The 25,597-nt window shown below is 70.8% G+C and carries 14 protein-coding genes; 7 read left to right on the forward strand and 7 right to left on the reverse strand.

Going from position 1 to position 25,597, the window contains the following annotated elements; genetic code table 11:
- Positions 1 to 2,705: non-ribosomal peptide synthetase (locus tag BEK98_RS11445; protein WP_143684104.1), on the reverse strand; the 2,705-nt coding region annotated here is incomplete at its 3' end.
- Between the two features lie 7 nt (positions 2,706 to 2,712).
- Complete coding sequence (locus tag BEK98_RS11450) at positions 2,713 to 10,467, reverse strand: non-ribosomal peptide synthetase (protein WP_094216347.1); 7,755 nt, start codon at positions 10,465 to 10,467, stop codon at positions 2,713 to 2,715.
- A 268-nt stretch (positions 10,468 to 10,735) separates the two neighbouring features.
- On the opposite strand from BEK98_RS11450, the gene BEK98_RS11455 reads away from it, so the two are divergent.
- From BEK98_RS11455 to BEK98_RS11470, 4 genes are all read left to right on the forward strand, one after another.
- Positions 10,736 to 11,434, forward strand: coding sequence for a class I SAM-dependent methyltransferase (locus BEK98_RS11455; protein ID WP_208643079.1), 699 nt, complete (start codon positions 10,736 to 10,738; stop codon positions 11,432 to 11,434).
- A gap of 133 nt (positions 11,435 to 11,567) precedes the next feature.
- Positions 11,568 to 12,884: a hypothetical protein gene (locus BEK98_RS11460; RefSeq protein ID WP_094216349.1), complete on the forward strand. Its 1,317-nt coding sequence runs from the start codon at positions 11,568 to 11,570 to the stop codon at positions 12,882 to 12,884.
- 40 nt (positions 12,885 to 12,924) lie between these two features.
- Entirely contained in the window at positions 12,925 to 15,303 is a 2,379-nt protein-coding gene (locus tag BEK98_RS11465) for an ATP-binding cassette domain-containing protein (protein WP_094216350.1), read from the forward strand.
- A gap of 81 nt (positions 15,304 to 15,384) precedes the next feature.
- Positions 15,385 to 16,341 (forward strand): FAD-dependent oxidoreductase, encoded by a 957-nt coding sequence (locus tag BEK98_RS11470; protein ID WP_094216351.1) that lies wholly within the window; start codon positions 15,385 to 15,387, stop codon positions 16,339 to 16,341.
- 52 nt (positions 16,342 to 16,393) lie between these two features.
- On the opposite strand, the gene BEK98_RS11475 is transcribed toward BEK98_RS11470, so the two are convergent.
- Genes BEK98_RS11475 through BEK98_RS11490 form a run of 4 tightly spaced genes read right to left on the reverse strand, consistent with a single transcriptional unit; the run spans position 16,394 to position 19,911 of the window.
- A complete protein-coding gene (locus BEK98_RS11475) occupies positions 16,394 to 16,723 on the reverse strand; it encodes an antibiotic biosynthesis monooxygenase family protein (RefSeq protein WP_094216352.1) in 330 nt (109 codons plus the stop codon).
- Positions 16,714 to 18,093, reverse strand: a complete 1,380-nt coding sequence (locus tag BEK98_RS11480) for an FAD-dependent oxidoreductase (RefSeq protein WP_094216353.1) — start codon at positions 18,091 to 18,093, stop codon at positions 16,714 to 16,716. The genes BEK98_RS11475 and BEK98_RS11480 overlap by 10 nt, the downstream gene beginning before the upstream one ends.
- Positions 18,080 to 19,168 carry an isocitrate/isopropylmalate dehydrogenase family protein gene (locus BEK98_RS11485; protein WP_094216354.1) on the reverse strand — a complete coding sequence of 363 codons (1,089 nt, stop codon included), beginning with the start codon at positions 19,166 to 19,168 and terminating at the stop codon, positions 18,080 to 18,082. The genes BEK98_RS11480 and BEK98_RS11485 overlap by 14 nt, the downstream gene beginning before the upstream one ends.
- Positions 19,165 to 19,911 carry a thioesterase II family protein gene (locus BEK98_RS11490; RefSeq protein ID WP_094216355.1) on the reverse strand — a complete coding sequence of 249 codons (747 nt, stop codon included), beginning with the start codon at positions 19,909 to 19,911 and terminating at the stop codon, positions 19,165 to 19,167. Before BEK98_RS11490 ends, BEK98_RS11485 begins: the two co-directional genes overlap by 4 nt.
- Before the next feature lie 153 nt (positions 19,912 to 20,064).
- Here BEK98_RS11490 and BEK98_RS11495 point away from each other — a divergent pair, with 153 nt between their 5' ends.
- The gene (locus tag BEK98_RS11495) at positions 20,065 to 21,270 is read left to right on the forward strand and encodes a cytochrome P450 (RefSeq protein ID WP_094216356.1); all 1,206 of its coding nucleotides are present in this window, start codon (positions 20,065 to 20,067) and stop codon (positions 21,268 to 21,270) included.
- 13 nt (positions 21,271 to 21,283) lie between these two features.
- Positions 21,284 to 22,867 carry a (2,3-dihydroxybenzoyl)adenylate synthase gene (locus BEK98_RS11500; RefSeq protein WP_094216357.1) on the forward strand — a complete coding sequence of 528 codons (1,584 nt, stop codon included), beginning with the start codon at positions 21,284 to 21,286 and terminating at the stop codon, positions 22,865 to 22,867.
- 22 nt (positions 22,868 to 22,889) lie between these two features.
- Here the strand turns inward: BEK98_RS11500 and BEK98_RS11505 are convergent, their stop codons facing one another.
- Complete coding sequence (locus BEK98_RS11505) at positions 22,890 to 23,636, reverse strand: tryptophan 2,3-dioxygenase (RefSeq protein WP_094216522.1); 747 nt, start codon at positions 23,634 to 23,636, stop codon at positions 22,890 to 22,892.
- A 189-nt stretch (positions 23,637 to 23,825) separates the two neighbouring features.
- Between BEK98_RS11505 and BEK98_RS11510 the strand changes: the two genes are divergently transcribed.
- Complete coding sequence (locus tag BEK98_RS11510) at positions 23,826 to 25,595, forward strand: non-ribosomal peptide synthetase (protein WP_094216358.1); 1,770 nt, start codon at positions 23,826 to 23,828, stop codon at positions 25,593 to 25,595.
- The last annotated feature ends 2 nt before the right edge of the window (positions 25,596 to 25,597 follow it).

The raw sequence follows: 25,597 nt of genomic DNA on the forward strand, positions 1-25,597 counted from the left end.
GTGTGCTCGATCTCGCCGGGTTCCACGCGGAATCCACGCAGCTTGACCTGGTTGTCGGCGCGGCCGAGGAAGCAGATGTTGCCGTCAGGGAAGAAACTGGCCCGGTCACCGGTCCGGTAGAGCCGGTCACCCTCCCGCTCGCTGAACGGATCGCGGACGAAGCGCTCCGCCGTCAGATCCGGCCGGTTGACGTAGCCGACGCACAGGCAGTCCCCACCGATGTAGAGATCGCCCTCGACGCCGACCGGACACGGCTCCATGTCCTCGTCGAGGACGTAATAGCGGGCGTTGTCGATGGGACGGCCGTAAGGAATGCTGCGCCAGTCCGGATCGATCTCACGCACGCGGAAGTAGTTCGACCACACCGTCGCCTCAGTGGCCCCACCAAGGCTGATGATCTCCGCGTTCCGGAACACCTTGCGGATCTCGTCCGGCAAGGACAACGGCGTGTAGTCACCGGAAAGGAACACCAGGCGGAGGTCGTCGGTTCCCTCGTGTCCGGTGTTCCCGGAGAGCAGGGAGGCCACCTGGTTGAGGGTGGTGGGTACCGAGTCCCAGAAGGTGATCGGCTCGGTGAGCAGCACGTCGAGCAGGAGTTGGGGGTCGCGTTGCTGGGTGGCGTCCGCGATGTAGAGGCCGCCGCCGCAGCCCAGGAGGCCGAAGATGTCGAAGACGGAGAGGTCGAAGCCGAGCGAGGTGACGCACAGCGCCACGTCGTCGGGGCCGAAGTCGAAGGTGCGGTAACACCAGTTGAGCAGGTTGTGCACGGGGCGGTGGGTGACCTCGACGCCCTTGGGCTTTCCGGTGCTGCCGGAGGTGAAGATGATGTACGCGGTGTTGTCGGGTCCGGCGACCGGTTCCGGATCGGGAAGCGCCGCCTGCGCCGCCTCGGCCCCGTCGACCTCGATGACCTCGACGCCCTGCGGCACCGCCCACCGTTCGGTGTCCGAGGTGGACAGGACCGTGATCGCCCCGGCGTCGGCGAGCATGTCGGCGACGCGCTCGGCCGGCAGCGACGGTTCGAGGGGCAGGTAGGCCCCGCCCGCCTTGAGCACGCCGAAGACGGCGGCGATCATGACCGGGCCGCGGCGGATGCCGACCCCGACGACGGTCTGTGGGCCGACGCCGCGTTCCTTGAGATCCCAGGCGATCCGGTTCGCCCGCTGGTTCAGCTCGCCGTAGGTCATGGTCCCGCCGGCCCAGCGCAGCGCGATCGCGTCCGGCCGTAGCCGGGCCTGCTCCTCGAAGAGCAGGTGAACCGGGCCCGGGCAGGGGAAGTCGCGGGCCGTGTCGTTCCACTCGACGAGGATCTTGTGGCGCTCATCCGCGTCGAGCGCGACCGACGGCAGTACGGCCGCGGTGCCCTGCTCCCGCTGTGCGTCGGCCGGTATGTCGAGCGCGCCGACGGTGGCCTGCGGGTCGGCCACCACCTGCTCCACCACCCGCACGAACCCCGCCGCGAATCCCTCCACCGTCGAGCGGTCGAAGAGGTCGGTGGCGTACTCGATCTCCCCCATCACCGAACCGTCGGACTCGTCCGGCGCCAGGTTGAAGAACAGGTCGAACTTCGCCGAGCCCGTCGGGACGGGCTCCATCGACACCGCCACACCGGGCAGATCCAGCTCCGGCCGAGCGTTGTTCTGCCACGCGAGCACGACCTGGAACAGCGGATGGTGCGCGGTCGACCGCTCCGGCCGCAGCAGTTCCACCAGCCGCTCGAAGGGCACGTCCTGGTTGTCGTAGGCCGCGAGCGCCTTCTGCCGGACCTGTTCCAGCACCCGGTCGAACGACCGGTCCGCGGTCACCCGGACCCGCAGCGCCCAGGTGTTGACGAAGAACCCGATGAGATCGCTCAGGGCCTCGTCCGTGCGGCCCGCTATCGGGGCCCCGACCGTGATGTCCTCGTCGCCGCCCAGCCGGTGGAGCAGCATCACCAGTGCGGCCTGGAACACCATCGACACCGTCACGCCACGGGCCCGCGCCAGATCCTCGACCCGCGTCCGCACCTCGCTCGGGAGCCCGATCTGCACGGAGTCGCCGAGGAAGCTCGCCACTTCGGGTCGGGGCCGGTCCAGGGGCAGCGGCAGCGGCCGCGAGACCCCCGCCAACTCCTCGCGCCAGTAGGCAGCCTGGACCGACAGGACGCTCTCCGGATCGGACTCGTCCCCGAGCAGTTCCTGCTGCCACAGCGCGTAGTCCGCGTACTGCACGGGCAGTTCGGACCATTCCGGAGGGTTCCCGGCCACGCGCGCCCGGTAGGCCACCGAGATGTCCCGGGCCAGCGGCGCCAGCGATCCGCCGTCACCGGCGATGTGGTGAATCACCAGTACCAGCACGAATTCCTGTTCACCGCACTGGGCGACCGATCCCCGCAGGGGTACGTCGACGGACAGGTCGAACCAGCTGCCGGCCACCGACGACACCACACCCGGCACCCGGTCGGGCGCCACCCGACCCCAGTCCTGCCAGGGCAGCTCGATCTCGGCGGGGTCGAGGATGCGCTGGTACGGCTGTCCGTCCACGTCGTCGAAGACTGTCCGCAGGACCTCGTGGCGGACCATCACGTCCTGGAACGCGGCGCGTAACGCGGCCGTGTCGAGCGCTCCGTGGAACCGCAGGAGCAGCGGGATGTTGTACGTCGAGGACGGACCCTCGAAGCGGTTGATGAACCACATCCGCCGCTGCGCGTAAGAGAGGGGAATCATGGTGCTTCTACCTTTCGGTCATCCTGCGCAGCGGCTTTCGGGAAGAGGCCGACATCTCGTTCCAGCGGTCGGTCAGCTCGGCGACGGTGGGGGCGGTGAACAGGATCCGGATCGGGATCTCCACGCCCAGCTCGGCGCGCACCCGCGCCACCAGACGGGTGGCCAGCAGCGAATGGCCGCCCAGGGCGAAGAAGTCGTCGTCGACGCCGACCCGCTCCACGCCCAGCACCTCGGCGAACAGCCCGCACAGCACTGCCTCGCGCGGGGTACGCGGAGCCTGGTACTCGTCCCCGTCGAACTCGGGTCGCGGCAGTGCCGGGCGGTCCAGTTTTCCGTTCGGGGTCAGCGGCAGCTCCGCCAGCATCACGATCGCCGCGGGAACCATGTACTGCGGCAGCCGCTCCCCGACCAGCGTGCGCAACTGCTCCGCCGGCGGTACGGCGGCGCCCGGCTCGGGTACGACGTACGCCACCAGTTGCCGGTCGTCCGGGTTGTCCTCGCGGGCGATGACGGTCGCCTGGCGGATGGCCGGATGGCCGGACAGGGCGCGCTCGATCTCGGCGGGTTCGATGCGGAACCCGCGCAGTTTGATCTGGTGGTCGGAGCGGCCGAGGTACTCGACCTCACCCGTGCTGGTCCAGCGGGCCAGATCCCCGCTGCGGTACATCCGCGTACCCGCCGGTCCGAACGGATTGGCCACGAAGCGCTCCGCGGTCATGCCCGGCTGGTCGTGGTAGCCGCGGGCCAGGCCGTGCCCGGCGATCCAGAGATCACCGGTCACCCCGGGGGGCACGGGGTGGAGCGTGCGGTCGAGGATGAGGATCTGCGCGTTGGTGACGGGGCCGCCGATGGAGGGGGGCATGCCGGCGGTGCCGGGGTCGAGGCGGGCGGCCGTGGAGTAGATGGTGGCTTCGGTGGGGCCGTAGAGGTTGGTGACCTCGGCCGCGTGGTCGTACAGGGTGTGGGCCAGGGGCAGCGGCAGGGCCTCGCCGCTGGTGATCACGCGCAGGCCGGTCAGGCAGGCCGGGGCGTGGGTGACCAGCACCTGCCAGAGGGCGGGGGTGGCCTGCATGTGGGTGATGCCCGCGCGTTGAACGAGGTCGAGCAGCGCCGAGGGCTGGGTGAGGGTGTCCTTGCCGGCCAGCACCACCCGGGCACCGGACAGCAGGGGCAGGAACAGTTCCAGCGCGGCGATGTCGAACGCGACGGTGGCCACGGCCAGCAGCCGGTCGTCCGGTGACAGCGAGAAACGGTCCTGCATGCCGGTGAGCAGGTTGCTCAGGGAGCCGTGCTCGATGACCACGCCCTTGGGCTTGCCGGTGGAGCCGGAGGTGTAGATGACGTAGGCGGTGTGGTGGCGGCCGACCGCGGTCTTCGGGTCGTCGGCGGGATACGCGGACAGGTCGGCCTCGGCCAGCCGCTGGGGGTCCAGCACCAGCACCGGTGCGCTGTCCTCGACCACGGACCGCACCCGCGCGGCCGGATACTCCGGGTCCACCGGCACATAGGCACCGCCGGCCTTCCACACCGCCAGCAGCGCCGCGACCAGGTCGAGCGAGCGGGGCAGCAGCACCACCACGCGGGACTCCGGTCCCACGCCCTGCTCGATCAGCCAGTGCGCCATCCGGTTGGCGCGCTCGTCCAACTGCCGGTAGGTCAGCCGGTGTCCGTCGCACTCGACCGCCACCGCGTCCGGCGTCGCCGTCGCCCGCTCGGCGATCAGCTCGGGGACGGTCCGCTCGGGCAGCGCGGCCGCGGTGGCGTTCCAGCCGTGCAGCACCAGCTCGCGCTCCACGTCGGACAGCACGTCGATCGCGCCGACGGTGGTCTCCGGTTCGGCGGCGAACTGCCGCAGCACCCGCACCAGCCGATCGGCGATCACCTCCACCTCGGCGTGCTCGAAGGCGTCGCGCTGGTACTGGAAGGAGAGGCGCAGCAGCGGATCGGCCGCCGCGATGACGGTCAGCGGGTAGTGCGGTGGGGCGTACGGGCGGATGCCGGTCACCGCCAGCTCCGCCTGCGCGCCCGCCGCCGAGAGGCCGACCCGGTCGACGGGGAACGACTCGAAGACCACGAGCGTGTCGAACAGCGCGCTCAGCCCGGTCGACCGCTGGACGTCGGCGAGCCCGAGGTGGTGATGGTCCAGCAGTCTCGCCTGGGCGTCCTGCAGCCGCCCCAGCAGCCGCGGGAGGCTGTCGGCCGGGGTGCACCGCGCCCGTACCGGCACCGTGTTGATGAACAGGCCGATCATCGCGTCCACACCGGGCAGTTCGGACGGCCGGCCGGCGACGGTGGTGCCGAACAGCACGTCCTCGCCGCCGGTCAGCTCGGCGAGTACGACGGCCCAGGCGCCCTGCACCAGGGTGTTGGGGGTGACGCCCCACTCGGCGGCTCGGCGAGCCAGCCGGGTGGCGTCCTCGCCGGACAGCGCCGCGTCGACCTGCCCGCTGCCGCCGCCGGCCGGGCGTGCCGTGGGCGCCAGGAGGGTCGGCTCCGCCACGCCGGCCAGCTCGGCGGCCCACGCCTGTGCGGAGCGTGCCGTGTCCTGCCGTGACAGCCAGCGCAGGAAGTCCCGGTAGCCGTGGGGGCGTGGCGGGTCGGTGTCGTGGCCGCCCGTCGCGTACAGGTCCATCAGTTCCCGCTCGATGAGCGGTACCGACCAGCCGTCGAGCAGGACGTGATGGGCGGTGAGCGCGAGTTCGGCCCGTTCCGGTCCGAGCGTGATGAGGGTGAGCCGGAGCAGGGGCGGGCTGTCGGGGCGGAAGCGGGTGTCCCGTTCCTCGGCGAGGATCTCCTCCAGCCGCGCCTCGGCCTCGGGCGTGCCGGTGAGGTCCACATGCCGCCAGGGCAGGGGGACGTCGTCCACCACGATCTGCACGGACTCACCGGTCGCGCTCGACAGGAACGCCGCCCTGAGGTTCGGGTGGCGGTCGAGCAGGGCCTGGCCCGCGGCCCGTAGGCGGACCGCGTCCACCGGGCCGCTGAGCCGGAACACGAACTGGGTGAGGTAGGCCTCGGAGGCCGTGTCCGCGAGCATCGTGTGGAACAGCAGGCCGTCCTGCAGCGGGGTGAGCGGCCATACGTCGCTGACCTGGCCGAAACGCTGCTGCCAGGTGTCCAGTTCGGCCTGGCCGACGTGCACCGGCGCCACATCGGACGGGGTCAGCCCGGTCGCGCCCGTCGTCACCAGGGTGTGCAGGCCGCGCAGGGCGGCGCACCAGGTGTCGGCGAGGTCGCGGACCTCGGCGGCGGGCAGTACGCCGGTCGCGAAGGTGAACAGGGCGGTGAGTCGCGCGCCGTCCCTGGTGTCGGTGACCAGGGAGTTGAGTTCGAGTGCGCTGAGCGCGGGCATGTCGGGGTCGGGTACCGCGACGAGTTCGGGGCATTCCGGCGCCGGTGTCCAGCCGGAGTCGTGTGCCGGCTCCGGGCTGTCGAAGGAGAAGTGGCCCAGGAAGTTGAAGCCGATCTCGTCCGCCGGGTACGGGCGCAGCGCCGCCGCGGTCTCGTCGTTGAGGTGGCGCAGCAGCGTGTAGCCGATGCCCTGGTCGGGCAGCGCGCGCCGCTGCTCCTTCACGCGCTTGAGGGCGTCTCCGGCGGCCGCTCCCCCGGAGATCGCGTCGTTGACATCGATGCCGGAGAGGTCGAACCGGACCGGGTGGACGGTGGTGAACCAGCCGACCGTGCGGGACAGGTCCGCGCCCGGGGCCAGCTCCTCCTGCCGGCCGTGCCCCTCCAGTCGTACGACCGTGGTGTCGTCCCTCACGCCCCGCCGGTGCCGGGCCAGTGCCAGGACGAGGGCGGTGAGCAGCACGTCGTCGACGCCGCTGCGGTACGCCGCCGGCACCGATGTCAGCACGGCGTCGGTGAGGTCGGCCGGGAGCTGGATGCGCACGGTTTCCGTCGTCGCGGTGACGTCGGTCTTCGGGTCGAACGGCCGGGATCCGACCGGGGCCACGGGGGCGGCGAGCAGGTCGCGCCACAGCGGCAGCTCGGCCGCCCGTTCGGGCCGTACCGCCTCGTCGGCCAGCGCGCGCAGCCACCGTCGTAGCGACGTCCCCACCGGCGGCAGGGCCGGTGTCTCGCCGGTCCGGGCCTGCCGCCATGCCTCGGCCAGGTCGGGCAGCAGCACCCGCCAGGACATTCCGTCGACGACCAGGTGATGCGCCGCGACCAGCAGCCGTCCGGGGCCGCCGGTGGCCGGCTCGAACCACACCAGCCGGAGCATGCGGCCGTCCGAGGCCTTGATGTCGCGGGCCGCGGCGGCCGCCTCGGTGCGCAGCAGCGTCTGCCAGGCGTCGCCGCCCCAGTCTCCTGGGCAGGCGACCCGTGTGATGAGCCGGGCCGCGTCGACGGAGCCGGGCGGGTGCACCAGCAGCCCGTCGTCGACCAGTTGGGACCGCAGGACGTCGTGCCGGTCGAGGACGGCGCGCACCGTCGCGGTGAGGTTGTCGTGGTCCGTCTCGGCCGGCACCTCCAGCAGCAGCCACTGGGCGAGCCGGTCGAGGCCGGGGCCGCGGTCGGCGACGAGCCGGGCCATCGGTGGCAGGGGCAGCAGGCCGACGCCTCCGCCGTCGAGTTCGGGGAGTGCCGTCGGGGCGGTGTCCCGGGTCGCGGCCGCGGCCAGCGCGGCGACGGTGCGGCACTCGAACACGGTGCGCGGGCTGAGCGCGAGGCCGGCCGCGCGGGCGCGGGCCACGACCTGGATGGCCCGGATGCTGTCGCCGCCGAGCGTGAAGAAGTCGTCGTCCACCCCGATCCGGCTCAGCCCGAGCACCTCGGCGAACGCGGCCGCCAGGACCTGCTCCTCGCTGGTGCGGGCGGGCCGGTGAGCCTGGCCGGCGAACTCCGGCTCGGGCAGCGACGCCCGGTCCAGCTTGCCGTTCGCGGTCAGCGGCAGCCGGTCCAGCGCGACGAAGGCGGCGGGTACCAGGTGGGCGGGCAGCCGGGCCGCGACGAAGCTCCGCAGCTCGGCGATGTCCAGCCCGGCGTGGAGGTCCCAGTCGGCGCCGGGCTTGCCGATGCTGCCGGAGGTCGTCGGCACGATGTAGGCGACGAGCTGGGCGGCCCCGTCGGCGCCGCGGCCGCGCCGGGCGAGGACGGCGGCCCGGGCCACGCCGGGGTGTGCGGCCAGCGTGGCCTCGATCTCCGCGGGCTCGACCCGGAAGCCACGGATCTTCACCTGGTGGTCGGCGCGTCCGGCGAACTCCAGCTCGCCGTTCCCGTTCCAGCGCGCCAGGTCGCCCGTCCGGTACATGCGCCGCCCGGGCGGGCCGAACGGGCAGGCGACGAAGCGCTCCGCGGTGAGGGCCGGGCGGTCGTGGTAGCCCCTGGCCAGGCCGGCGCCCGCGATGTACAGGTCGCCGTACACGCCGGGCGGGACCAGTCCGAGCCGGCTGTCGAGCACGTACAGCGCGGTGTTCCAGATCGGCGAGCCGATCGGTACGGTGCTCGCCCCGGGCCGGTACTGCCAGGCGGTGACGTCCACCGCCGCCTCGGTCGGCCCGTACAGGTTGTGCAGGGGCACACCCAGTACCTCGTGGAACCGTGCGGCGAGTTCGGCCGGCAGTGCTTCGCCGCTGCAGATGACGCGGCGCAGGCCGGTGCAGGCGCCCGCCGCCTCGTCGTTGACGAACTCGGCGAGCATCGACGGAACGAAGTGCAGCGTCGTGACCCCGGCGCGCCGGATCACCTCGGCGAGGTAGGCCGGGTCGCGGTGCCCGTCCGGCCGTGCCACGACAAGGGCGGCGCCGGTGATCAGCGGCCAGAAGAACTCCCAGACCGACACGTCGAAGGAGGCCGAGGTCTTCTGCAGCACCCGGTCGGAGCCGTCCAGCCGGTAGCGGTCCTGCATCCACAGCAGCCGGTTGACGATCGCGGCGTGGGTGACAACGGCGCCCTTGGGCCGGCCGGTCGATCCCGACGTGTAGATCATGTACGCCGGATGCTCGACGGAGTGCGGCGCGAGCGCGGTGGGACCGTCGGTGAGCGGGGCCTCGTCGACCGTGATCAGGGGGATGTCCGTCCGGGGCAGCCGGTCCGCCGTGCCCTTGACCGTCAGCAGCAGCGTCGGCCTGGCGTCGGCGAGCATGAACTTCACGCGGGCGGTGGGGTAGTCCGGGTCGACCGGGACGTAGGCGGCGCCCGCCCTGAGTACGGCGACCAGCGCGACGACCAGCTCCAGCGACCGGGGGATCGCGACCGCGACGAACCGTTCCGGCCCCGCGCCGCCCTCGATCAGCAGGCGGGCCAGCCGACCGGACCGTTCGGCGAGTTCCCGGTACGTCAGGCAGGTGTCCTCGAAGGTCACCGCGAGGGCGTCGGGGGTGGCCCCGGCCTGCCGCTCCAGCAGCTCCGTCAGCGTCACGCCCGCCGGGGTGACCGCAGGACCGGCGTACTCGGTGAGGAGCGCGTGGCGTTCCCCGGCACTGAGCACGCTGACGTCCCCGGCGCGGGCGCGGGGGTCGGCCAGGGCGGCCCGGAGGAACGTCACGAATCTGTCGGCGAGTCCGGCGACGTCCTGGTCCCCGTAGTGCGACCGCGGGGCGTCGAAGCGGACGTACTGGTCGCTGTCGGCCGCGCCGTCGGTGTAGGTCGAGATCATCACCTCGTCGATCACACCGAACGTGCCACCGGCGAACCGCGCCACGCTGCCCGCGAGATCGAGCGCCTCGACGAAGGGGATCACGTTGACGAGGGCGCCGAACGGGCTGCGCACCGACCCGGCGTACCCCGTCGCCCGCTTGATCAGGGACACGTCGTGGCCCGCGTGCCGCAGCACGCGCCGTCGCTCCCGGCCGAGCGCCTCGGCCAGCTCCACGAGGGTCGCCGCGGGCGGCACCTCCGCCCGGATCGGCAGCCGGTTCGAGAGCAGGCCGAGCGACCGCCGCAGGGGACCGACGCGGTGGTTGACGGTGAACTCGTGCAGCGGTTCGGGCACGGCGCACATGTGCCGCAGGAACGCCGTGGCCGCCGCCGCGAGCAGGTCCGGCAGGCTCGTCCCCACGGCGTCGGCCGTGCGCCGCCAGACGGCGAGTTCGGCGGCCGGGATCCTCGCGGTCCGGGTGGTCATGCCGAGCGGTTCGGTGAGGCCGTCCCAGTGCCCGGCCGGCCGGCCCTCGGCGGCGGGGCGGACTCCGGCAGGCAGCCGCGCCGCGGTCGGCTCGTCGGCGAGGTAGTCCCGCCAGAACTCCTCGGCCTGGGCGAACCGTTCGGAGGCCCGGTACGCGGCGTCTTTCTGCTGCGCGTCTCCGCGCGCGTTCGCGGGCAGTTCCGGTACGGCGGAACCCGTGCGCAGCGCGCGGTAGATCTCCGCGACCCGCTGCGACAGCAGCGTGACGACGCCGAACGCGTCGGTGACGATGTGGTGGAAGACGAGAACCACGAGGTGGCGGGTGGCGCCCAGCCGGATGGATCCGATCCGGAAGAGGGCGTCCTCGCCCAGGTCGAACGGCCGGCTCACCAGCTCGGCGACCACGGCTCGGGCCGCGTCGCCGGGGTCGTCCGCGTCGCCGACGTCCAAGTGGAACGGCTCGGGCCTCTCCGGATCGCGGGCGACCATCCGCAGACCGCCCTCGCCCCGCCGGAAGTTCACCGTCAGCGCCCCGGCCTCGGACACGGCCGTACGCAGCGCCTCGGTGAGCAGGGGGATGTCCAGGTCACCGTCGACGTCCCACAGGGTCACCACGTTGTTCGGCCGGTCGGGGGCCAGCTCCTGTTGGAGCCACATGGCCTCCTGTACGGCCGTAACGCCTGTGCAACCCATCCAGAGTCCCCCCTGTACATGTGGTATCCAGAGCAGCGGCCAGTCGCTGTGCCTGATCGTCGTCGCCCCTCTGAGGCCGATCAACCGACGTGAAAGATGTCGGCCAGATAGCCGACCAGACCCGGACGTACGACCCGCGGCCAGGCGGGAAAGGCCTGATCAACCCGGCGATCGCCACGGCTGTCCGGTACGTCCGCGGCCGGCGACCGGATGACAGAAGTCGGCAAGAGACCGAAAGCGGAACCGGGGGCGGCGCAATCATGGCCGCATGACTGAACCTGCTTCCCAGCCCGACGGAATGGACGCGCTGACCCATGTCTTCGACGCCGTCTACCGCGGTGAGAGCCCGTTCGGTAAACGTCCGCCCTGGGACATCGGTGCGCCGCAGCCGGCCTTCGTCGCACTCGAGGAAGCGGGACTCATCAGCGGTGCGGTGCTCGACGCGGGCTGCGGCACCGGCGAGGACGTGCTCCACCTGGCGAGCAAGGGCTATGCGGTGACGGGGCTCGACCTGTCGTCGGAGGCGGTTTCCCTCGCGCGGCACAAGGCCGAGGAGCGCGGACTCGACGCCACCTTCGCCGTCGCCAACGCCCTCGAACTCGCGGGCTACGACCGACGTTTCGACACCGTGATCGACTGCGGCCTCGCGCACACCTTCGACGCCGACAGGCTACGGAGCTACGCGGCGGCGCTGCACCGCGTCTGCCGCCCGGGCGCGCTGGTGCATGTACTGGAGGTCAGCGATGTCGGGGCCGCGAAGATGCAGGCGCGGCTCGCCGAAGTGATCGAGGGGATACCGGCGTCGGAGCCGCCCGGCCCGAAGCGGACCGCCGACGACCTGCGCAAGGGCTTCACCGACGGCTGGACCGTCGAGTCCGTCACCGACACCACCCTGTACGGGATCCTCCCGTCCGCGTCGGAACCCCTCGACCTGCCCGCCTGGCTCGGCCGTTTCCGCCGCGCCTGACCCGGGATCCACCGACCGGGGAACGTCCGAACCGCGCATCCGGCCCGTGTGAAGGTGATGCATCATGAAGGCACGCGCAGGCAGACTGCTACGGCTCCTGGCCCCGGCACAGTCCAACCGGGCGACCAGACGCATGACCCTGCGGACCGGCACTTCGCCGAACGCGCCGCGGTGGAGCGGGGCCGCCCGGGGCGCCTTCCGATTCGCCTTCGTCTACGCCGGTTCCTACTGCCTGACGACGCCCCAGATCTTTCTGACGCTGCGGGGTGGCGGACTGGGCCACCAACAGGAGGCGGCCGACGCCTGGGCGAAACTCTGGTCGATGCGTCCGGTGCGGAAGTGGGTGGCCGCTCACGTATTCGACAAGGAACTGGGCGAGCGCTTCGACGGCGGCGACGACCTGAACGCCTGGGTGGGACAGTTCTGTCAGCTGGCGGGCGCCGCCGCGGCCACCCCGATCTGGTCCCTGCTGGACCGGCGCCGGACGAACTACGAGACGCTGGACTCGTGGTTCCGGCTGGTCGTCCGGTTCTGTCTCGCGGGGCAGATGTTCTCCTACGGTGCCGCCAAGGCAATTCCGCTGCAGTTTCAAGTACCGCTGACCAAACTCGTCGAGCCGTTCGGCAATTTCAGCCCGATGAGTGTGCTGTGGTCGCAGGCGGGATCCTCGAAACCGTACCAAGTCCTTTTGGGCTGCGCGGAAATCACCGGCGGACTGCTGCTGATCCTGCCGAGGACGGCGACCCTGGGTGCGCTGCTGTGCGCGATGGAACTGACCCAGGTGTTCATCCTGAACATGACCTTCGACGTCCCGGTGAAGATCCATTCGTTCCATCTGCTTCTGCTGAGCCTGGTGTTGCTGGCACCGGAGTCGGCGCGCCTCGCCCAGGCCTTCCTGTCGAACGAGACGGTCGCGCCGTCGCTCCGACAGGAACTGTTCCGCACGCCCGGGGCGAACCGGATCGCCACCGCCGCGCAGGTCGCCGCGGGTCTGTGGCTGCTCCGCGCACAGCTGCGCAACGACTGGACGGTCTGGAAGACGTACGGCGGCGGACGGGAAAAGCCCGAACTGTACGGCATCTGGAACGTGGACGAATTCTCGGTCGACGGCAAGCAGCACGCACCGCTGACGACCGACGAAAAGCGATGGCGGCGCGTCGTTTTCGACTCCGCCGACGCCGTGACCATCCAGCGCATGGACGATTCCCTCGACGGCGGCTATGTCGCGTCGGTCGACACGGAAAGCCATTCGATGACCCTGCTCAAGATGGCCGATCCGAAGTGGAACGCCCATTTCACACTGCAGCGCCCCGCGGACGATCTGCTGACCCTGGACGGCGAAGTCGACGGACAGCGGCTGCGGGTACGACTGCACCGAATGAATCTCGCCACGTTCCCGCTCGTCGACCGTGGCTTCCACTGGGTGCAGGACAACTCGTACATGGTGTAGTGCTGGTGCGGTAACTTCACGAACACATGGGAGGCACACCATGACCCCCGGCACGAGGACGGACTTAGAGTCGTCTGCGCTGCACGCTGCCGACAGTCACGATCTGATCCGCGTGCACGGTGCGCGTGAGAACAACCTCAAGAACGTCGACGTCGAGATCCCGAAGCGCCGGCTGACGGTGTTCACCGGAGTCTCCGGCTCGGGCAAGAGCTCGCTGGTGTTCGACACCATCGCCGCCGAGTCGCAGCGGCTGATCAACGAGACCTACAGCGCCTTCATCCAGGGCTTCATGCCGACACTGGCGCGCCCCGAGGTCGACATCCTCGACGGGCTGACGACCGCGATCATCGTCGACCAGCAGCCGATGGGCACCAGCCCCCGCTCCACGGTCGGCACCGCCACCGACGCGGGCGCGTTGCTGCGCATCCTGTTCAGCCGGCTCGCCAAGCCGTACATCGGCTCGCAGAAGGCGTTCGCCTTCAACGTGGCCACGGCCGACGCGTCGGGCACGCTGGTGGTGAACGGCAAGAAGATCGAGAAGGGCTTCAGCGTCGTCGGCGGCATGTGTCTGCGCTGCGAGGGCATGGGCTCCGTCACCGACATCGATCCGACCCAGCTCTACGACGACTCCAAGTCGCTCGCCGACGGCGCGATCACCGTCCCCGGCTGGAAGCCCGACGGCTGGGTGGTGCAGTCGTTCACCGAGTCCGGGTTCCTCGACCCGCACAAGCCGATCCGCGACTACACCGGCCAGGAGCGGGACGACTTCCTGCACCGGGACCCGGTCAAGGTCAAGGTGAAGGGGATCAACACCACCTACGAGGGCCTGCTCGCCCGGGTCCAGAAGTCGTTCCTGTCCAAGGACAAGGAGTCGCTGCAGCCGCACATCCGGGCCTTCGTGGAGCGGGCGGTGACGTTCTCCGTCTGTCCCGAGTGCGACGGCACCCGGCTCAGCGCGCTGACCCGGTCCTCGAAGATCGACGGTGTCAGCATCGCCGACGCCTGCGCGATGCAGATCAGCGACCTGGCCGCATGGATCCGCGCCCTCGACGACCCGTCGGTCGCGACGCTGGTGAAGGTTCTCGACGAGACCCTCAGCTCGTTCGTCTCGATCGGCCTCGGCTATCTCTCGCTGGAACGGGCGTCGGGCACGCTCTCGGGCGGTGAGGCCCAGCGCGTCAAGATGGTCCGCCATCTCGGCTCCGCGCTCACCGACGTCACCTACGTCTTCGACGAGCCCACGGTCGGCCTGCATCCGCACGACATCCAGCGGATGAACGACCTGCTGGTGCGGCTGCGCGACAAGGGCAACACCGTGCTGGTGGTGGAGCACAAGCCGGAGACGATCCTGATCGCCGACCACGTGGTCGACATCGGGCCGAAGGCCGGCACGGCCGGCGGCGAGGTGGTCTTCGAGGGCACGGTGGAGGCGCTGCGGGGCAGCGGCACGATCACCGGACGGCACCTGGACGACCGGGCCTCGGTGAAGCCGTCGGTGCGCAAGCCGTCCGGTGTGCTGGAGGTGCGTGGCGCGGCGACCCACAATCTGCAGGGCGTCGACGTGGACATCCCGCTCGGCGTGCTCACCGTGGTCACCGGGGTCGCGGGCTCCGGCAAGAGCTCCCTGATCCACGGCTCGGTGGCCGGCCGGGACGGTGTGGTGACGGTGGACCAGGCGCCCATCAAGGGTTCCCGGCGCAGCAACCCGGCGACCTTCACCGGCATGCTCGAACCGATCCGCAAGGCGTTCGCGAAGGCCAACGGCGTCAAGCCGGCGCTGTTCAGCCCCAACTCCGAGGGCGCCTGCCCCACCTGCAAGGGCGCCGGCGTCATCTACACCGACCTGGCGATCATGGCCGGCGTCGCCACCACCTGCGAGGAGTGCGAGGGGAAGCGGTTCCAGGAGTCGGTGCTGAGGTACCGCCTCGGCGGCCGGGACATCAGCGAGGTGTTCGCGATGCCGGTGATCGAGGCCGAGGAGTTCTTCCGCACCGGTGAGGCGCGCACCCCGGCCGCGCACACCGTCCTCGACCGGCTCAACGACGTCGGGCTGGGCTACCTCAGCCTCGGCCAGCCGCTCACCACCCTGTCCGGCGGCGAGCGGCAACGCCTCAAGCTGGCCACCAACATGGCCGGTGCGGGCAGCGTCTACATCCTGGACGAGCCGACCAGCGGCCTGCACCTCGCCGACGTCGAGCAGCTCCTCGCCCTGCTCGACCGGCTCGTGGACTCCGGCAAGTCGGTCATCGTCGTGGAGCACCACCAGGCCGTCATGGCGCACGCCGACTGGATCGTCGACCTCGGCCCCGGCGCCGGCCACGACGGCGGCCGGATCGTCTTCGAGGGCACCCCGGCCGACCTGGTCGCGGCCCGCTCGACCCTCACCGGCGAGCACCTCGCGGCCTACGTCGGCGGCTGAGCAGCCCCTCGCCTTGTGCGGCCCCGTCCCGGCAGAACCGGGACGGGGCCCGGCCAAGTTCTCGACGGAAGGTACCGACCCATGTCTGCGAACACCCCCCTGTCCGCGCACACCGAAACCGAGACGGTCATCGTGGGGGCCGGCCCCGCCGGGCTCACGGCGGCGCTCGCCCTGGCCAGGTACCGCCAGCGCGTGATCCTCGTGGACAGCCGGCGCGCACCGCGCAACAGCGCGTCGGGAGGCGTCCACGGGCATGTCGGGCTGGACGGCGCCACGCCCGCCGAGATCCGCTCGCGCGCGTGGAAGGAACTCTCCCGGTACGCCACCGTGGAGCTGGTGGAAGCCGATGCCGACGGCGTGCGCACCACGGACGGCGGCCGCTTCCAGGTCGGTCTCGACAGCGGGGACACCGTCGAGGCTTCGACCGTCCTGCTCGCCACCGGTGTCGTCGACATCCATCCGGCGGACGTGGAGGGGTTCTCGGCCTGCTGGGGCCAGAGCGTGATCCACTGCCCGTTCTGCCTCGGCGAGGAGAACGCCGACCGGCGGTGGGGCGTCGTCGTGGACAACGCGGAACTCGCCATGTTCTCGGCTGTGGCGTTCCGTGCGTGGAGCAGCGACACGGTCGCGATCTGCCGCGAGTCGATGCCGGGCGTCGAGGGCGCTCGCACCGCTGCCCGGAGCATGGGCGGTGACGTCGTCACGGGGACGATCAGCCGCCTGCACCACCGTCAAGGGGCGCTGTACGCGGTCGAGTTCGACGACGGCCGCGTCCTGGAGCGGGAGACGCTGGTGTGGACGCCGGCGCAGCGGCAGCAGCCTGTCGTCGCCCGAGCCATCGACGAGCTGAAACTGACGGCCGACGACGAGGGCTACCTGACCGTCGACGACATGCAGTGCACCAACGTCCCGGGCCTGTACGCGGCCGGGGACCTGGCCTCCCGGTGGAAGCAGTCGTTCACCTCGGCGGCCGCGGCGGGTGCCACGGCCGCCGAGGCCATCCACGCCTCGCTGATCCTGAGCGCCGTCCGCCCCTGACCACGTCGTCGTGCGGCCGGTCCACGGACCGGCCGCACGGCGTAGCGTCCTGCTACGACTCCTCCGACGGCTTCTCCGTGGCCGTGTGCGAGCTGGTGCGCAGCACCTCGGCAACCATCAACTCGTAGGAGGAGTACCACCGTTCCCGGCCCAGCCGCTGCGCCACCAAGTGCTCGGGGTCGGCACGCCACTTCTCCAGGGTCTCCGCGTTGCGCCACAGCACGACCGCGAGGCGCTCACCGTCCTCGCCCGTGTAGTGCTGGACGTCCACCAGATCGTCCCCGGCGATGGCACGGACCCGCTGCCGCATCTCGTCCTCGGTGGCGTAGTAGTCCTCGCCCGCCTGATCGGTGAGGCGCGACTTGAACAGGATCACGAACATCCGGAGTCCTCCAGGGTGACTGTGTTCGGGTCGAGGGGCAGGCAGGCGCGCAGCCGGCTGTCGGACGCCGTGACCAGCTCCGTGCCGTGCCGGCTGAGCAGGCTCTCCACGAGTCGGTCCAGGCGCTGGTCGTTCCTCAGGACCGAGGCGTAGCTCTCCTCCGTGAAGGCGCACTGCTCGTACAGGGGCACGAAGCGGTCCGGGAAGAGGTCGACGAGACGCTTGCGCAGGACTCCCCTGTCGTGTGCGGTCTCGTCCTGCGGCGGGTTGGCCATGATGTGGTAGTGCTGGTAGGAGAGGTGGGAGATGGCGTGGGCGTCCTCGATCCGTGACTTCTCGTAGGCGGCCAGGGCCGCCGTCCAGTCCTCGGTGGCGTCGAGGCAGTCGACGAGCGTACGGGCGTCCTCGAAGCCGCAGTTCATGCCGTGCCCCATGAAGGGGGCCATCGCGTGACAGGCGTCCCCGAGCAGCGCGAACGTGTCCCGCCAGACCCATCGGTCGCAGCGTACGACCGTGAGGGTGGAGACGGACTTGGTGGCGAGCTGTTCGGCGATGTCCGGGACGGCGGCCGTAGGTTCGGGAAAGCGGTCGGCGAACACCTCGTACAGGTCCTGGCCGCCGTCGGCCGTGGCGTAGGAGGGCGCCGGTCCTTCGCGACGCATGAACAGGGAGCCGGAGTACTCCCCCGACGGCATGGGGAACGCGGCGAACAGTGCGTCTCCGGTCGGCCAGTAGTGCATGGTCCGGCTGTCGAGCCAGCCGCCCGGCACGTCGATCTCCTGATAGGCCAGCTCGAGATTGCGTACCTCCGCCGGTGCGGTGCGCGCGGCGAGGGCGGCCCGGGCGGTGGAGTGCGCGCCGTCGCAGCCGAGGACGCGACGGCAGGTCAACCGCTGTGTGCCGGCACCGTCTTCCACGAGCACGGCCGGTTCGTCCAGGTCCACGGAGCGCACCCGCTGCTCGAAGCGGACGCGTATGCCGGGAGTCGCCTCGGCGGCGTCCAGCAGCATGTGGTGCAGCCGCTCGCGCTCCACCGACCAGATCGGCTGCCCGTCCCTGCTGTACGGGGTGACGTGGGAGCTGCCGTCGGGCAGGTGTGCGCAGCGTCCGTGCAGGGGGACGCAGATCTCGCGCACCGTCTGCTCGAGGCCCAGGTCGGACAGGACACGCCAGCCGCGTGCGGACAGCATCACCGTGAGGGACCGTCCCTGTCCGCGGCCACCGCGGCGCGGGTCCGACCGCTTCTCCAGAATCGTGACCGGCCCGAAGCGGCGGGCGAGATACATGGCCGTGACCACCCCGACCAGGCCGCCCCCGACGACGACGATCCCGGGATTCCGCTCGGCGCGGCCTTCGCTAGGCCCCCGCATGGCATCGCCGTCCCCTCGTCCGGCCCGCGTTCGGCTGCCGCAGTTCGGCCAGCACCACAGCGCCCACCTCCTTCGTGCTCAGGGACCCGCCGAGGTCGGGGGTGACTCTTCCGGCCTCGACGGCGGCCGCGACCGCCCGGCGCACGGCGTCGGCCTCCTCGGCGTGGCCCAGGTGTTCGATCAGCAGGGCCGCGGAGAGAATGGCGGCGAACGGGTTGGCGATCCCGGTTCCCGCGATGTCGGGCGCGCTGCCGTGCACCGGCTCGAAGAGCCCCTGCCGGGTTGCGGGGTTGAGATTGGCCGACGCGGCGACGCCGAGGCCGCCGGCGAGGGCGGCGGTGAGATCGCTCAGGATGTCGCCGTACGAGTTGTTCGTGACGATGACGTCGAACGCGGTCGGGTCGGTCACCAGCTTCATCGCGGCGGCGTCCACGTAGAGATGTGAGGTGTCGAACTGCGGGTGCCGTTCGACCGCCTCGTGCCAGCAGCGCTGCCACAACTGCCCGCCGTTGCGCACGGCGTTGGCCTTGTCCACCACGCACACCGACCGTCGTGCCACGGAGAAGGCGAAGTCCAGGATGCGCGACACACCGTGGTGGGTGTTGAGGTCCACGTCGATGGCGATCTCCTGCGGGGACCCCGTGCGCGTGCTGCCGCCGACACCGCTGTACAGCCCTTCGGTGTTCTCCCGGACGATCACGCAGTCGATGGCCCGTCGCGTGTCGTCGCGCAGGGGGCTGAGCCGGTCGTGCCACAGCCGTACGGGCCGGTAGTTGGCGTACAGGTCCAGCTCGGAGCGCAGTGTGGTCAGCACGCTCCGCACGTACGCGGTGTCGCCCAGCCGAGGGTCGCCGACCGCGCCGAGCAGCGTCGCCTCGCTGGTCCGGATCCGGTCGAGATCGGCGGGGGACAGGGCGCTTCCGGTGCTCAGGTACGTCTCGGCGTTCACCTGGTCGAGGACGTCCAGCCGTACACCGAGTGCGAGGACGTCGAGAACGGCCAGCGCGGGTTCGATCACCTCCGGCCCGATGCCGTCACCGGGGATCACGGTGATCCTTTTCGAGTCGCCGCTCATGGCCGGCCCTGGCTCACGATGTCCGCCACCAGTTCCGCCAGGTCGGTCGTCACGTGGAAGTGCCCGCCCGGCCGCGCGCGCACCGTGAACTCGCCGGAGGTGACCTGCGCCCACTCCCCCAGGCGTGTCTCGTCCACCAGCGGGTCGCCCACGCCGTGGTAGCACCTCACGGCGCAGGACAGCGGCTTGGCCCCGGGGCGCGGCCGGTACTCCGCGTGGGCCCGCAGGTCCGAGCGCAGCGTCGGCAGCAGGAGTTCGCGCAGCTCGGCGTGGTCGGCGATGCCGGGTTCGATACCGCCGAGCCCCACCAGCGTCGACCAGAACTCGTCGTCGGGTGCCAGGTGGAGGTCTCCGCCCTCCACGCTTCCGGGCGGCTGGCAGGCGGAGACGCACAGACTCCGCGGCTCCTCGCCCGCGTCCCGCAGGACCAGGGCGGTCTCGTAGGCCACCACCGCGCCCAGGCTGTGCCCGAAGAGCACGAAGTCGCGCGGGGGAAGCCGCAGCAGGTCCGCCGCCGCGTGGCCGGCCATCGCGGCCACGTCGTCCACGAGCGGCTCCCCGAACCGGTCGCCGCGGCCGGGGTACTGGACGGCCATCAGCTCAACGCCGGGCGGCATCGCGGTGGACCACTCGCCGAAGGCCGTCGACGAACCCCCGGAGTGCGGGAAGCACACCACACGAAGCTCGGGACGTTCGACGGTGGTCAGAGACCGCACCCAGCCCCGTTCCCGTATCCGGCTCATCGTCTCCGCCTCTCTCCTCGGCCCTCGGCTGCCCCGTCCCGTCCCATGTTTTCCGCCGCGCACGAAATCGCGGGATCCGCGACAGATGTCGGCAAGACATCCGGGGCGCCGTGGGGCCGGGGCATGACGATGCGGGGAAAAGGAGGATCCCGGATGAGCCCGTCGCTCGATCTCACCGACCCGGCCACCTTCGTCAGGAACGACCCCTACGCGTTCTGGCACCGGGTACGCCAGGAGAGCCCCGTGTACTGGCATCCGTCCGCCGCGGAGCGGCCCGGTTTCTGGGTCGTGGCGGGGTACGACGACGTCCTGTCCTGCTACGGCGACTGGAAGCGGCTCAGCTCCGCCCACGGCAACGTCCTGGACGTCCTGCTGCGCGGGGGCGACTCGGCGGGCGGGAAGATGCTCGCCGTCTCGGACCGGCCCTGGCACCGGCATCTGCGCAACCTGATGCTGCGCGCCTTCTCACCCCGGGTACTGGGCGAAGTGGTGCGCAAGGTCGAGGAGCGCGCGCAGGAACTCATCAGCACCGTCTCGGAGTTGGGCTCCTTCGACTTCGCCGCCGAGGTCGCCGAGCACATCCCGATGAACACCATCTGCGACCTGCTGTCCATCCCCGCGCAGGACCGCAAGCAGCTGCTCCTGTGGAGCAAGGAGGCGCTGGCGTCCGAGCATCAGGAAGGCGCCCGGCTGGACGCCCTGGAGGCACGCAACGAGATCGTGCTCTATCTGATGGAGCTGGCGTTCGAGCGCCGGTCGAAGCCGGGCGACGACGTGATCAGCATGATCGCCACCGCCGAGGTCGACGGCCGCCCGCTCACCCCGGAGGAGATCGCGCTCAACTGCTACAGCCTGCTCCTGGGCGGGGACGAGTCGTCGCGGATGACCGCGATCAGCTCGGTCCTGGCCTTCACCCGGTACCCCGACCAGTGGCGCGGGCTGCGCGAGGGGACGATCGACCTCGACACCGCGGTGGAGGAGCTGCTGCGGTGGGCGACGCCGGGCATGCACTTCGGGCGCACGGCGCTGTGCGACTTCTCCGTCGGCGGGCAGCGGGTGCGCGCCGGTGACATCGTCACGTTCTGGAACACCTCGGCGAACAACGACGAGACGGTCTTCTCCGCCCCCCGGGCCCTCGACCTGTCCCGCCGCCCCAACAAGCACCTCACCTTCGGCCACGGCCCGCACTTCTGCGTCGGCGCGGCGCTGGGCCGGGCCGAGCTGCGCGCGCTGCTGCGGGCGCTCGTCACGTCCGTACGGGACATCGAGCTGGACGGGGAGCCGCAGCGCATCTACTCCAACTTCCTGTACGGCTACGGCAGTCTCCCCGTCGCCTTCCGTCCGCGGTCCGCCTCCTGAAAGGGAACGCCTCATGCTCGACGGTTTCGTCCCCTGGCCCGACCATCTCGCCGAGGAGTACCGCCGCAGGGGAATCTGGCTCGGCCGGCCGCTCGGTGACCTGCTGTACGACTCCTGCCGGCGCCATGCCGACCGGGTGGCCGTGGTCTGCGACGGGCGCGGGATGACGTACGCGGAGCTGTCCCGGCGGGCCGACCGGCTGGCGGGCGGCCTGATCGAACTGGGCATCAGACCGCTCGACCGGGTGGTCGTCCACCTGCCCAACATCCCCGAGTTCGTCGTCCTGGTCTTCGCCCTGCTGCGGGCCGGAGCCATACCGGTCCTGGCGCTGCCCGGGCACCGCAAGTCCGAGATATCCCACCTGTGCGCCCACTCCGGTGCGGTGGCCTACGCCGTGAAGGACGAGTTCGGCGGATTCGACTACCGCGCACTCGCCCGGGAGATCCCCGCGGTCCGGCATGTGCTGGTCAGCGGCGACGCCCAGGAGTTCACCGCACTGGAGTCACTGGGCAGCGAGAACGTCCCCCTGCCCCGCGTCGACCCGTCCGATCCGGCGCTCTTCCTCCTCTCCGGAGGCACCACCGGACTGCCGAAGCTGATCCCCCGCACCCATGACGACTACGCCCACGTCATGCGGGCCACCGCGGACGCGATGCACGTCGGCGAGGAGGTGGCCTACCTCGCCGTCAATCCGGTCGCGCACCAGGCGGCGCTCGCCTGCCCGGGGGTGTTCGGGAGCCTCCTGCTGGGCGGCAAGGCGGTCCTGACGTCGAGCGTGCGGCCCGACGAGGTGTTCCCGCTGATCCGCCGCGAGCACGTCACCGTGACCACGGTCGTGCCCTCCGTGCTGCGGCTGTGGGCCGACTCCGGGCAGAAGCCCGATCTGTCCCACCTGCTCGTCCAGGTCGGCAGCGCCCCGCTCGACCCCGCACTCGCCAGTCGGGCGGGACAGGTCCTCGGGTGCCGGATCATGCGCTGGTACGGCATCAGCGAGGGCCTGCTGACCCACACCAGGTTCGACGATCCCGAGGACGTGATCACCGGCACGGACGGCCGGCCCATGACGGAGGACGACGAGGTCCTGATCGTCGACGAGTCCGGGAACCCGGTGCCCGAGGGAGAGGCCGGCGAGATGATCGCCCGCGGCCCGTACACGATCCGCGGGTACTACCGGGCCCCCGAGGAGAACACCCGCTCCTTCACGCCGGACGGGTTCTTCCGGACGGGCGACCTCGTCCGGCGCAGCCCCGAAGGCAACATCACGATCGTCGGACGGATCAAGGACGTCATCAACCGCGCCGGTGAGAAGGTCTCGGCGGAGGAGGTGGAGCGACAGCTGCGCACCCACCCGTCCGTCCAGGACGCGGCCGTGGTCGGCGTCCCGGACACCGTGCTCGGCGAGCGGACGTACGCCTTCCTCGTGCTGACCGGGTCGGAGATCCGGCCGGCGGCGATGAAGGAGTTCCTCCGGGGCTGCGGCCTGGCCACGTACAAGATCCCCGACCGGCTGGTCCCGCTCGCCCAGTTGCCGCGCACCCCGATGGGGAAGGTGGACAAGAAGGCGCTGCGTGCGCTCGCCGCGACGTCGGCGAGGTGAGGTGAGGGCCCCGCACCTTCTCCTACTTCTCGCCGTGCCGTATGTGCCACAAGGCGGGAAAAGAAGGCGTGAAAATCGCTTTACGAAGGAACTCCGCACCGGAAGTGCCCCCCGTACCGATCTTGTTGCCGATGACCCGCTGGACGAGAACGACATGCCGGTACTGCCATTCCTGAAAAGCCTGGTCGAGATCGACCAGGCCCTGGCAGATCTGTTCCACCACGCCGTCGTCGCTGTGCAGGCCGTGCAATGCGGAGGGCAGGTCGTGGGGTGCGTACCCCTTGGCGTCGAGATAGGCGAGGAAGGCGTCGAAGAGGGTGGGCTCGTCAGCCCTCGCCCTGATACGCGCCCGCTCCGGGCTGTTCTCGGGAAAGTGCTCGGCCGCCGTCCCGTCACGCCGGCCGAGCACCACCTCGATCTCACGGAACTGCGCCGAGTAGAAGCCGCTGCCCACCAACTGGTCGCGGAACGTGTCGAATTGCTCGGAGGTCATCGTCTCCAGCACGTCGATCTGCGCCGTCAGCGCCCGGAAGATCGCCCTGGCCCGGCGCAGCGTCCGCAGGGCGGGGCCGCTGTCCGCCTTGCTCAACGTCACCTGGAGGGCGTCCAGTTCGTGGAGCAACTCCTTGAACCACAGCTCGTGCGACTGATGGACGACGACGAAGAGCAACTCGTCATGCTGTTCCGTGATCGGCTTCTGAATGTCGAGCAACGTTTCGAGAACCAAGTAATCACGATAGCCGCAGTAGGCGGAATGGGAATTACTCATCACGGGTGGAGGCCTCCGCTCGCCGGGCGTTGACTCCCCTTGGTAACACGGCGAAACCGACCGCAGGCCAGAATCTGTCACCTCTCATTCAAGGGAGAGGCTCACCACCCTGGCAGGCCATCATGATGAGGAGCCATGAACGCCAGGAGAAATGGCCGTCGTTCCAATGCATTACTGAATGGAAACGAAATGGACGATGCAAAGCACACCGTCCCCCAGCTTTTCGAGGCCGTCGCCGCCAAGGCGGGGGACGACACCGCCGTCCTGTTCGAGGGCAAGGCCGTCGGCTACGCGGCGCTGAACTCCGCGGCCAACCGGCTCGCCAGGTATCTGATCGCCCGTGGCGTGGGACCGGACTCGGTGGTCGCCGTCTCCGTGCCCCGGTCCGCCGACCTGATCACGGTGCTCCTCGCGGTGCTCAAGGCGGGCGGTGCCTACCTCGCGCTCGATCCGGCCTATCCGGTGGAACGCCTGGCGCACATGATGGCCGACGCGCGGCCCGTTCTGCTGCTCCGCGCAGCGGAGCACACGCAACTCGCGCTGCGGGACGAGAGCGTGCCGGAGATCGTCCTCGACGACCCCGCGTTCCGTACGGAGTGCGAGGCACACCCCGACCACGACGTGTCCGACCGGGAGCGCCTCGCCCCCCTGCGCGCCGAACACCTCATGTACGTCGTCTACACCTCGGGCTCGACGGGCCGGCCCAAGGGCGTCGCGGTGACGCACAGCGGCGTCACCGGCCTGGTGGCGAGCCAGGCCGAGCAGATCGGGGCGGGCCCGGGCGACCGCGTTCTGCAGTGGGCGTCGATCAGCTTCGACGCCGCCTTCTGGGACATCTCGCTGGCCCTGCTGTCCGGTGCGGCGCTCGTGCTGGCACCGGCCGACGACCTGCTGCCCGGCCAGCCGCTACGGGACACGATGATCGAGAACCAGGTCACGCACGCCACGCTGCCCCCGGTGGCGCTCAGCGTCACCGAGGCGGACGGCGTACTGCCCGGCGGGACGCTCGTCTCCACCGGCGACGCCCTCTCCCCGTCCCTCGTGCGGACCTGGGCCGAGGGCAGGTCCCTGCTGAACGGCTACGGCCCCACCGAGGTCACCGTCGGCATCTCCATCGGGCGGATCACCGGACCCGACGACATCAGCATCGGCCGGACGTTCCCCGGCAGCACCGTGCACATCCTCGACGAGCGGCTGGCGGAGACCGGCCACGGCGACGAAGGCGAGCTGTACCTGGCAGGACCGGGCCTGGCACGCGGGTACCTGAACCAGCCCGGGCTGACCGCCACGCGGTTCGTGGCCGACCCCGCCGGTCCGCCGGGCAGCCGGATGTACCGCTCGGGCGACCGGGGTTGGCGCCGCGCGGACGGAGAGCTGTTCTTCGCGGGCCGCGCGGACGACCAGGTGAAGCTCCGCGGCTTCCGGATCGAGCTGGGAGAGATCGAGACACGCCTGGCCGCGCATCCCGCCGTCGACCTCGCCTGTGTCGTGGTGGAGGGTGATCTCGCGACCGCCCGGATCGTCGGCTACGTGACCACGTCGGCGGATGCGGAAACCACCGGCGCGGAGTTACGGCAGTACGTGGCCAGGTCGCTGCCCGAGCACATGGTGCCGTACACCGTCATCGTCCTCGACCGCTTTCCCACCACCCCCAACGGCAAGGTCGACCGCACGGCCCTCCGCACCGCCGGCACCGCCAACCCGCCCGCGCCGGAAACGGCCCCCTCCGCCGACACGGACCTGTACGACCTCGTCCAGCAGATCCTCGGCATCCCGGAGGCCCGGCCCGAGGACAACTTCTTCCAACTCGGCGGCCATTCGGTCCTGGCCACCCTCCTGGCCAGGAGAATCCGCAAGGAGTTCGACGTCACGATCCCGATGCGGACGATATTCCAGGCCACGACACTGGCGGAGCTGGCGAGCGCGCTGGAGGCGGCGAGGGGGCCGGAGAGCACCTGATG

It is taken from the genome of Streptomyces diastatochromogenes (assembly GCF_002242805.1).
In the GTDB taxonomy this organism is placed as follows: domain Bacteria; phylum Actinomycetota; class Actinomycetes; order Streptomycetales; family Streptomycetaceae; genus Streptomyces; species Streptomyces diastatochromogenes.

Coding starts and splice junctions, on each gene's coding strand:
- BEK98_RS11450 (WP_094216347.1), bottom strand. CDS start 10,467: ATGGGTTGCACAGGCGTTACGGCCGTACAGGAGGCCATGTGGCTCCAA.
- BEK98_RS11455 (WP_208643079.1), top strand. CDS start 10,736: ATGACTGAACCTGCTTCCCAGCCCGACGGAATGGACGCGCTGACCCAT.
- BEK98_RS11460 (WP_094216349.1), top strand. CDS start 11,568: ATGACCCTGCGGACCGGCACTTCGCCGAACGCGCCGCGGTGGAGCGGG.
- BEK98_RS11465 (WP_094216350.1), top strand. CDS start 12,925: ATGACCCCCGGCACGAGGACGGACTTAGAGTCGTCTGCGCTGCACGCT.
- BEK98_RS11470 (WP_094216351.1), top strand. CDS start 15,385: ATGTCTGCGAACACCCCCCTGTCCGCGCACACCGAAACCGAGACGGTC.
- BEK98_RS11475 (WP_094216352.1), bottom strand. CDS start 16,723: ATGTTCGTGATCCTGTTCAAGTCGCGCCTCACCGATCAGGCGGGCGAG.
- BEK98_RS11480 (WP_094216353.1), bottom strand. CDS start 18,093: ATGCGGGGGCCTAGCGAAGGCCGCGCCGAGCGGAATCCCGGGATCGTC.
- BEK98_RS11485 (WP_094216354.1), bottom strand. CDS start 19,168: ATGAGCGGCGACTCGAAAAGGATCACCGTGATCCCCGGTGACGGCATC.
- BEK98_RS11490 (WP_094216355.1), bottom strand. CDS start 19,911: ATGAGCCGGATACGGGAACGGGGCTGGGTGCGGTCTCTGACCACCGTC.
- BEK98_RS11495 (WP_094216356.1), top strand. CDS start 20,065: ATGAGCCCGTCGCTCGATCTCACCGACCCGGCCACCTTCGTCAGGAAC.
- BEK98_RS11500 (WP_094216357.1), top strand. CDS start 21,284: ATGCTCGACGGTTTCGTCCCCTGGCCCGACCATCTCGCCGAGGAGTAC.
- BEK98_RS11505 (WP_094216522.1), bottom strand. CDS start 23,636: ATGAGTAATTCCCATTCCGCCTACTGCGGCTATCGTGATTACTTGGTT.
- BEK98_RS11510 (WP_094216358.1), top strand. CDS start 23,826: ATGGACGATGCAAAGCACACCGTCCCCCAGCTTTTCGAGGCCGTCGCC.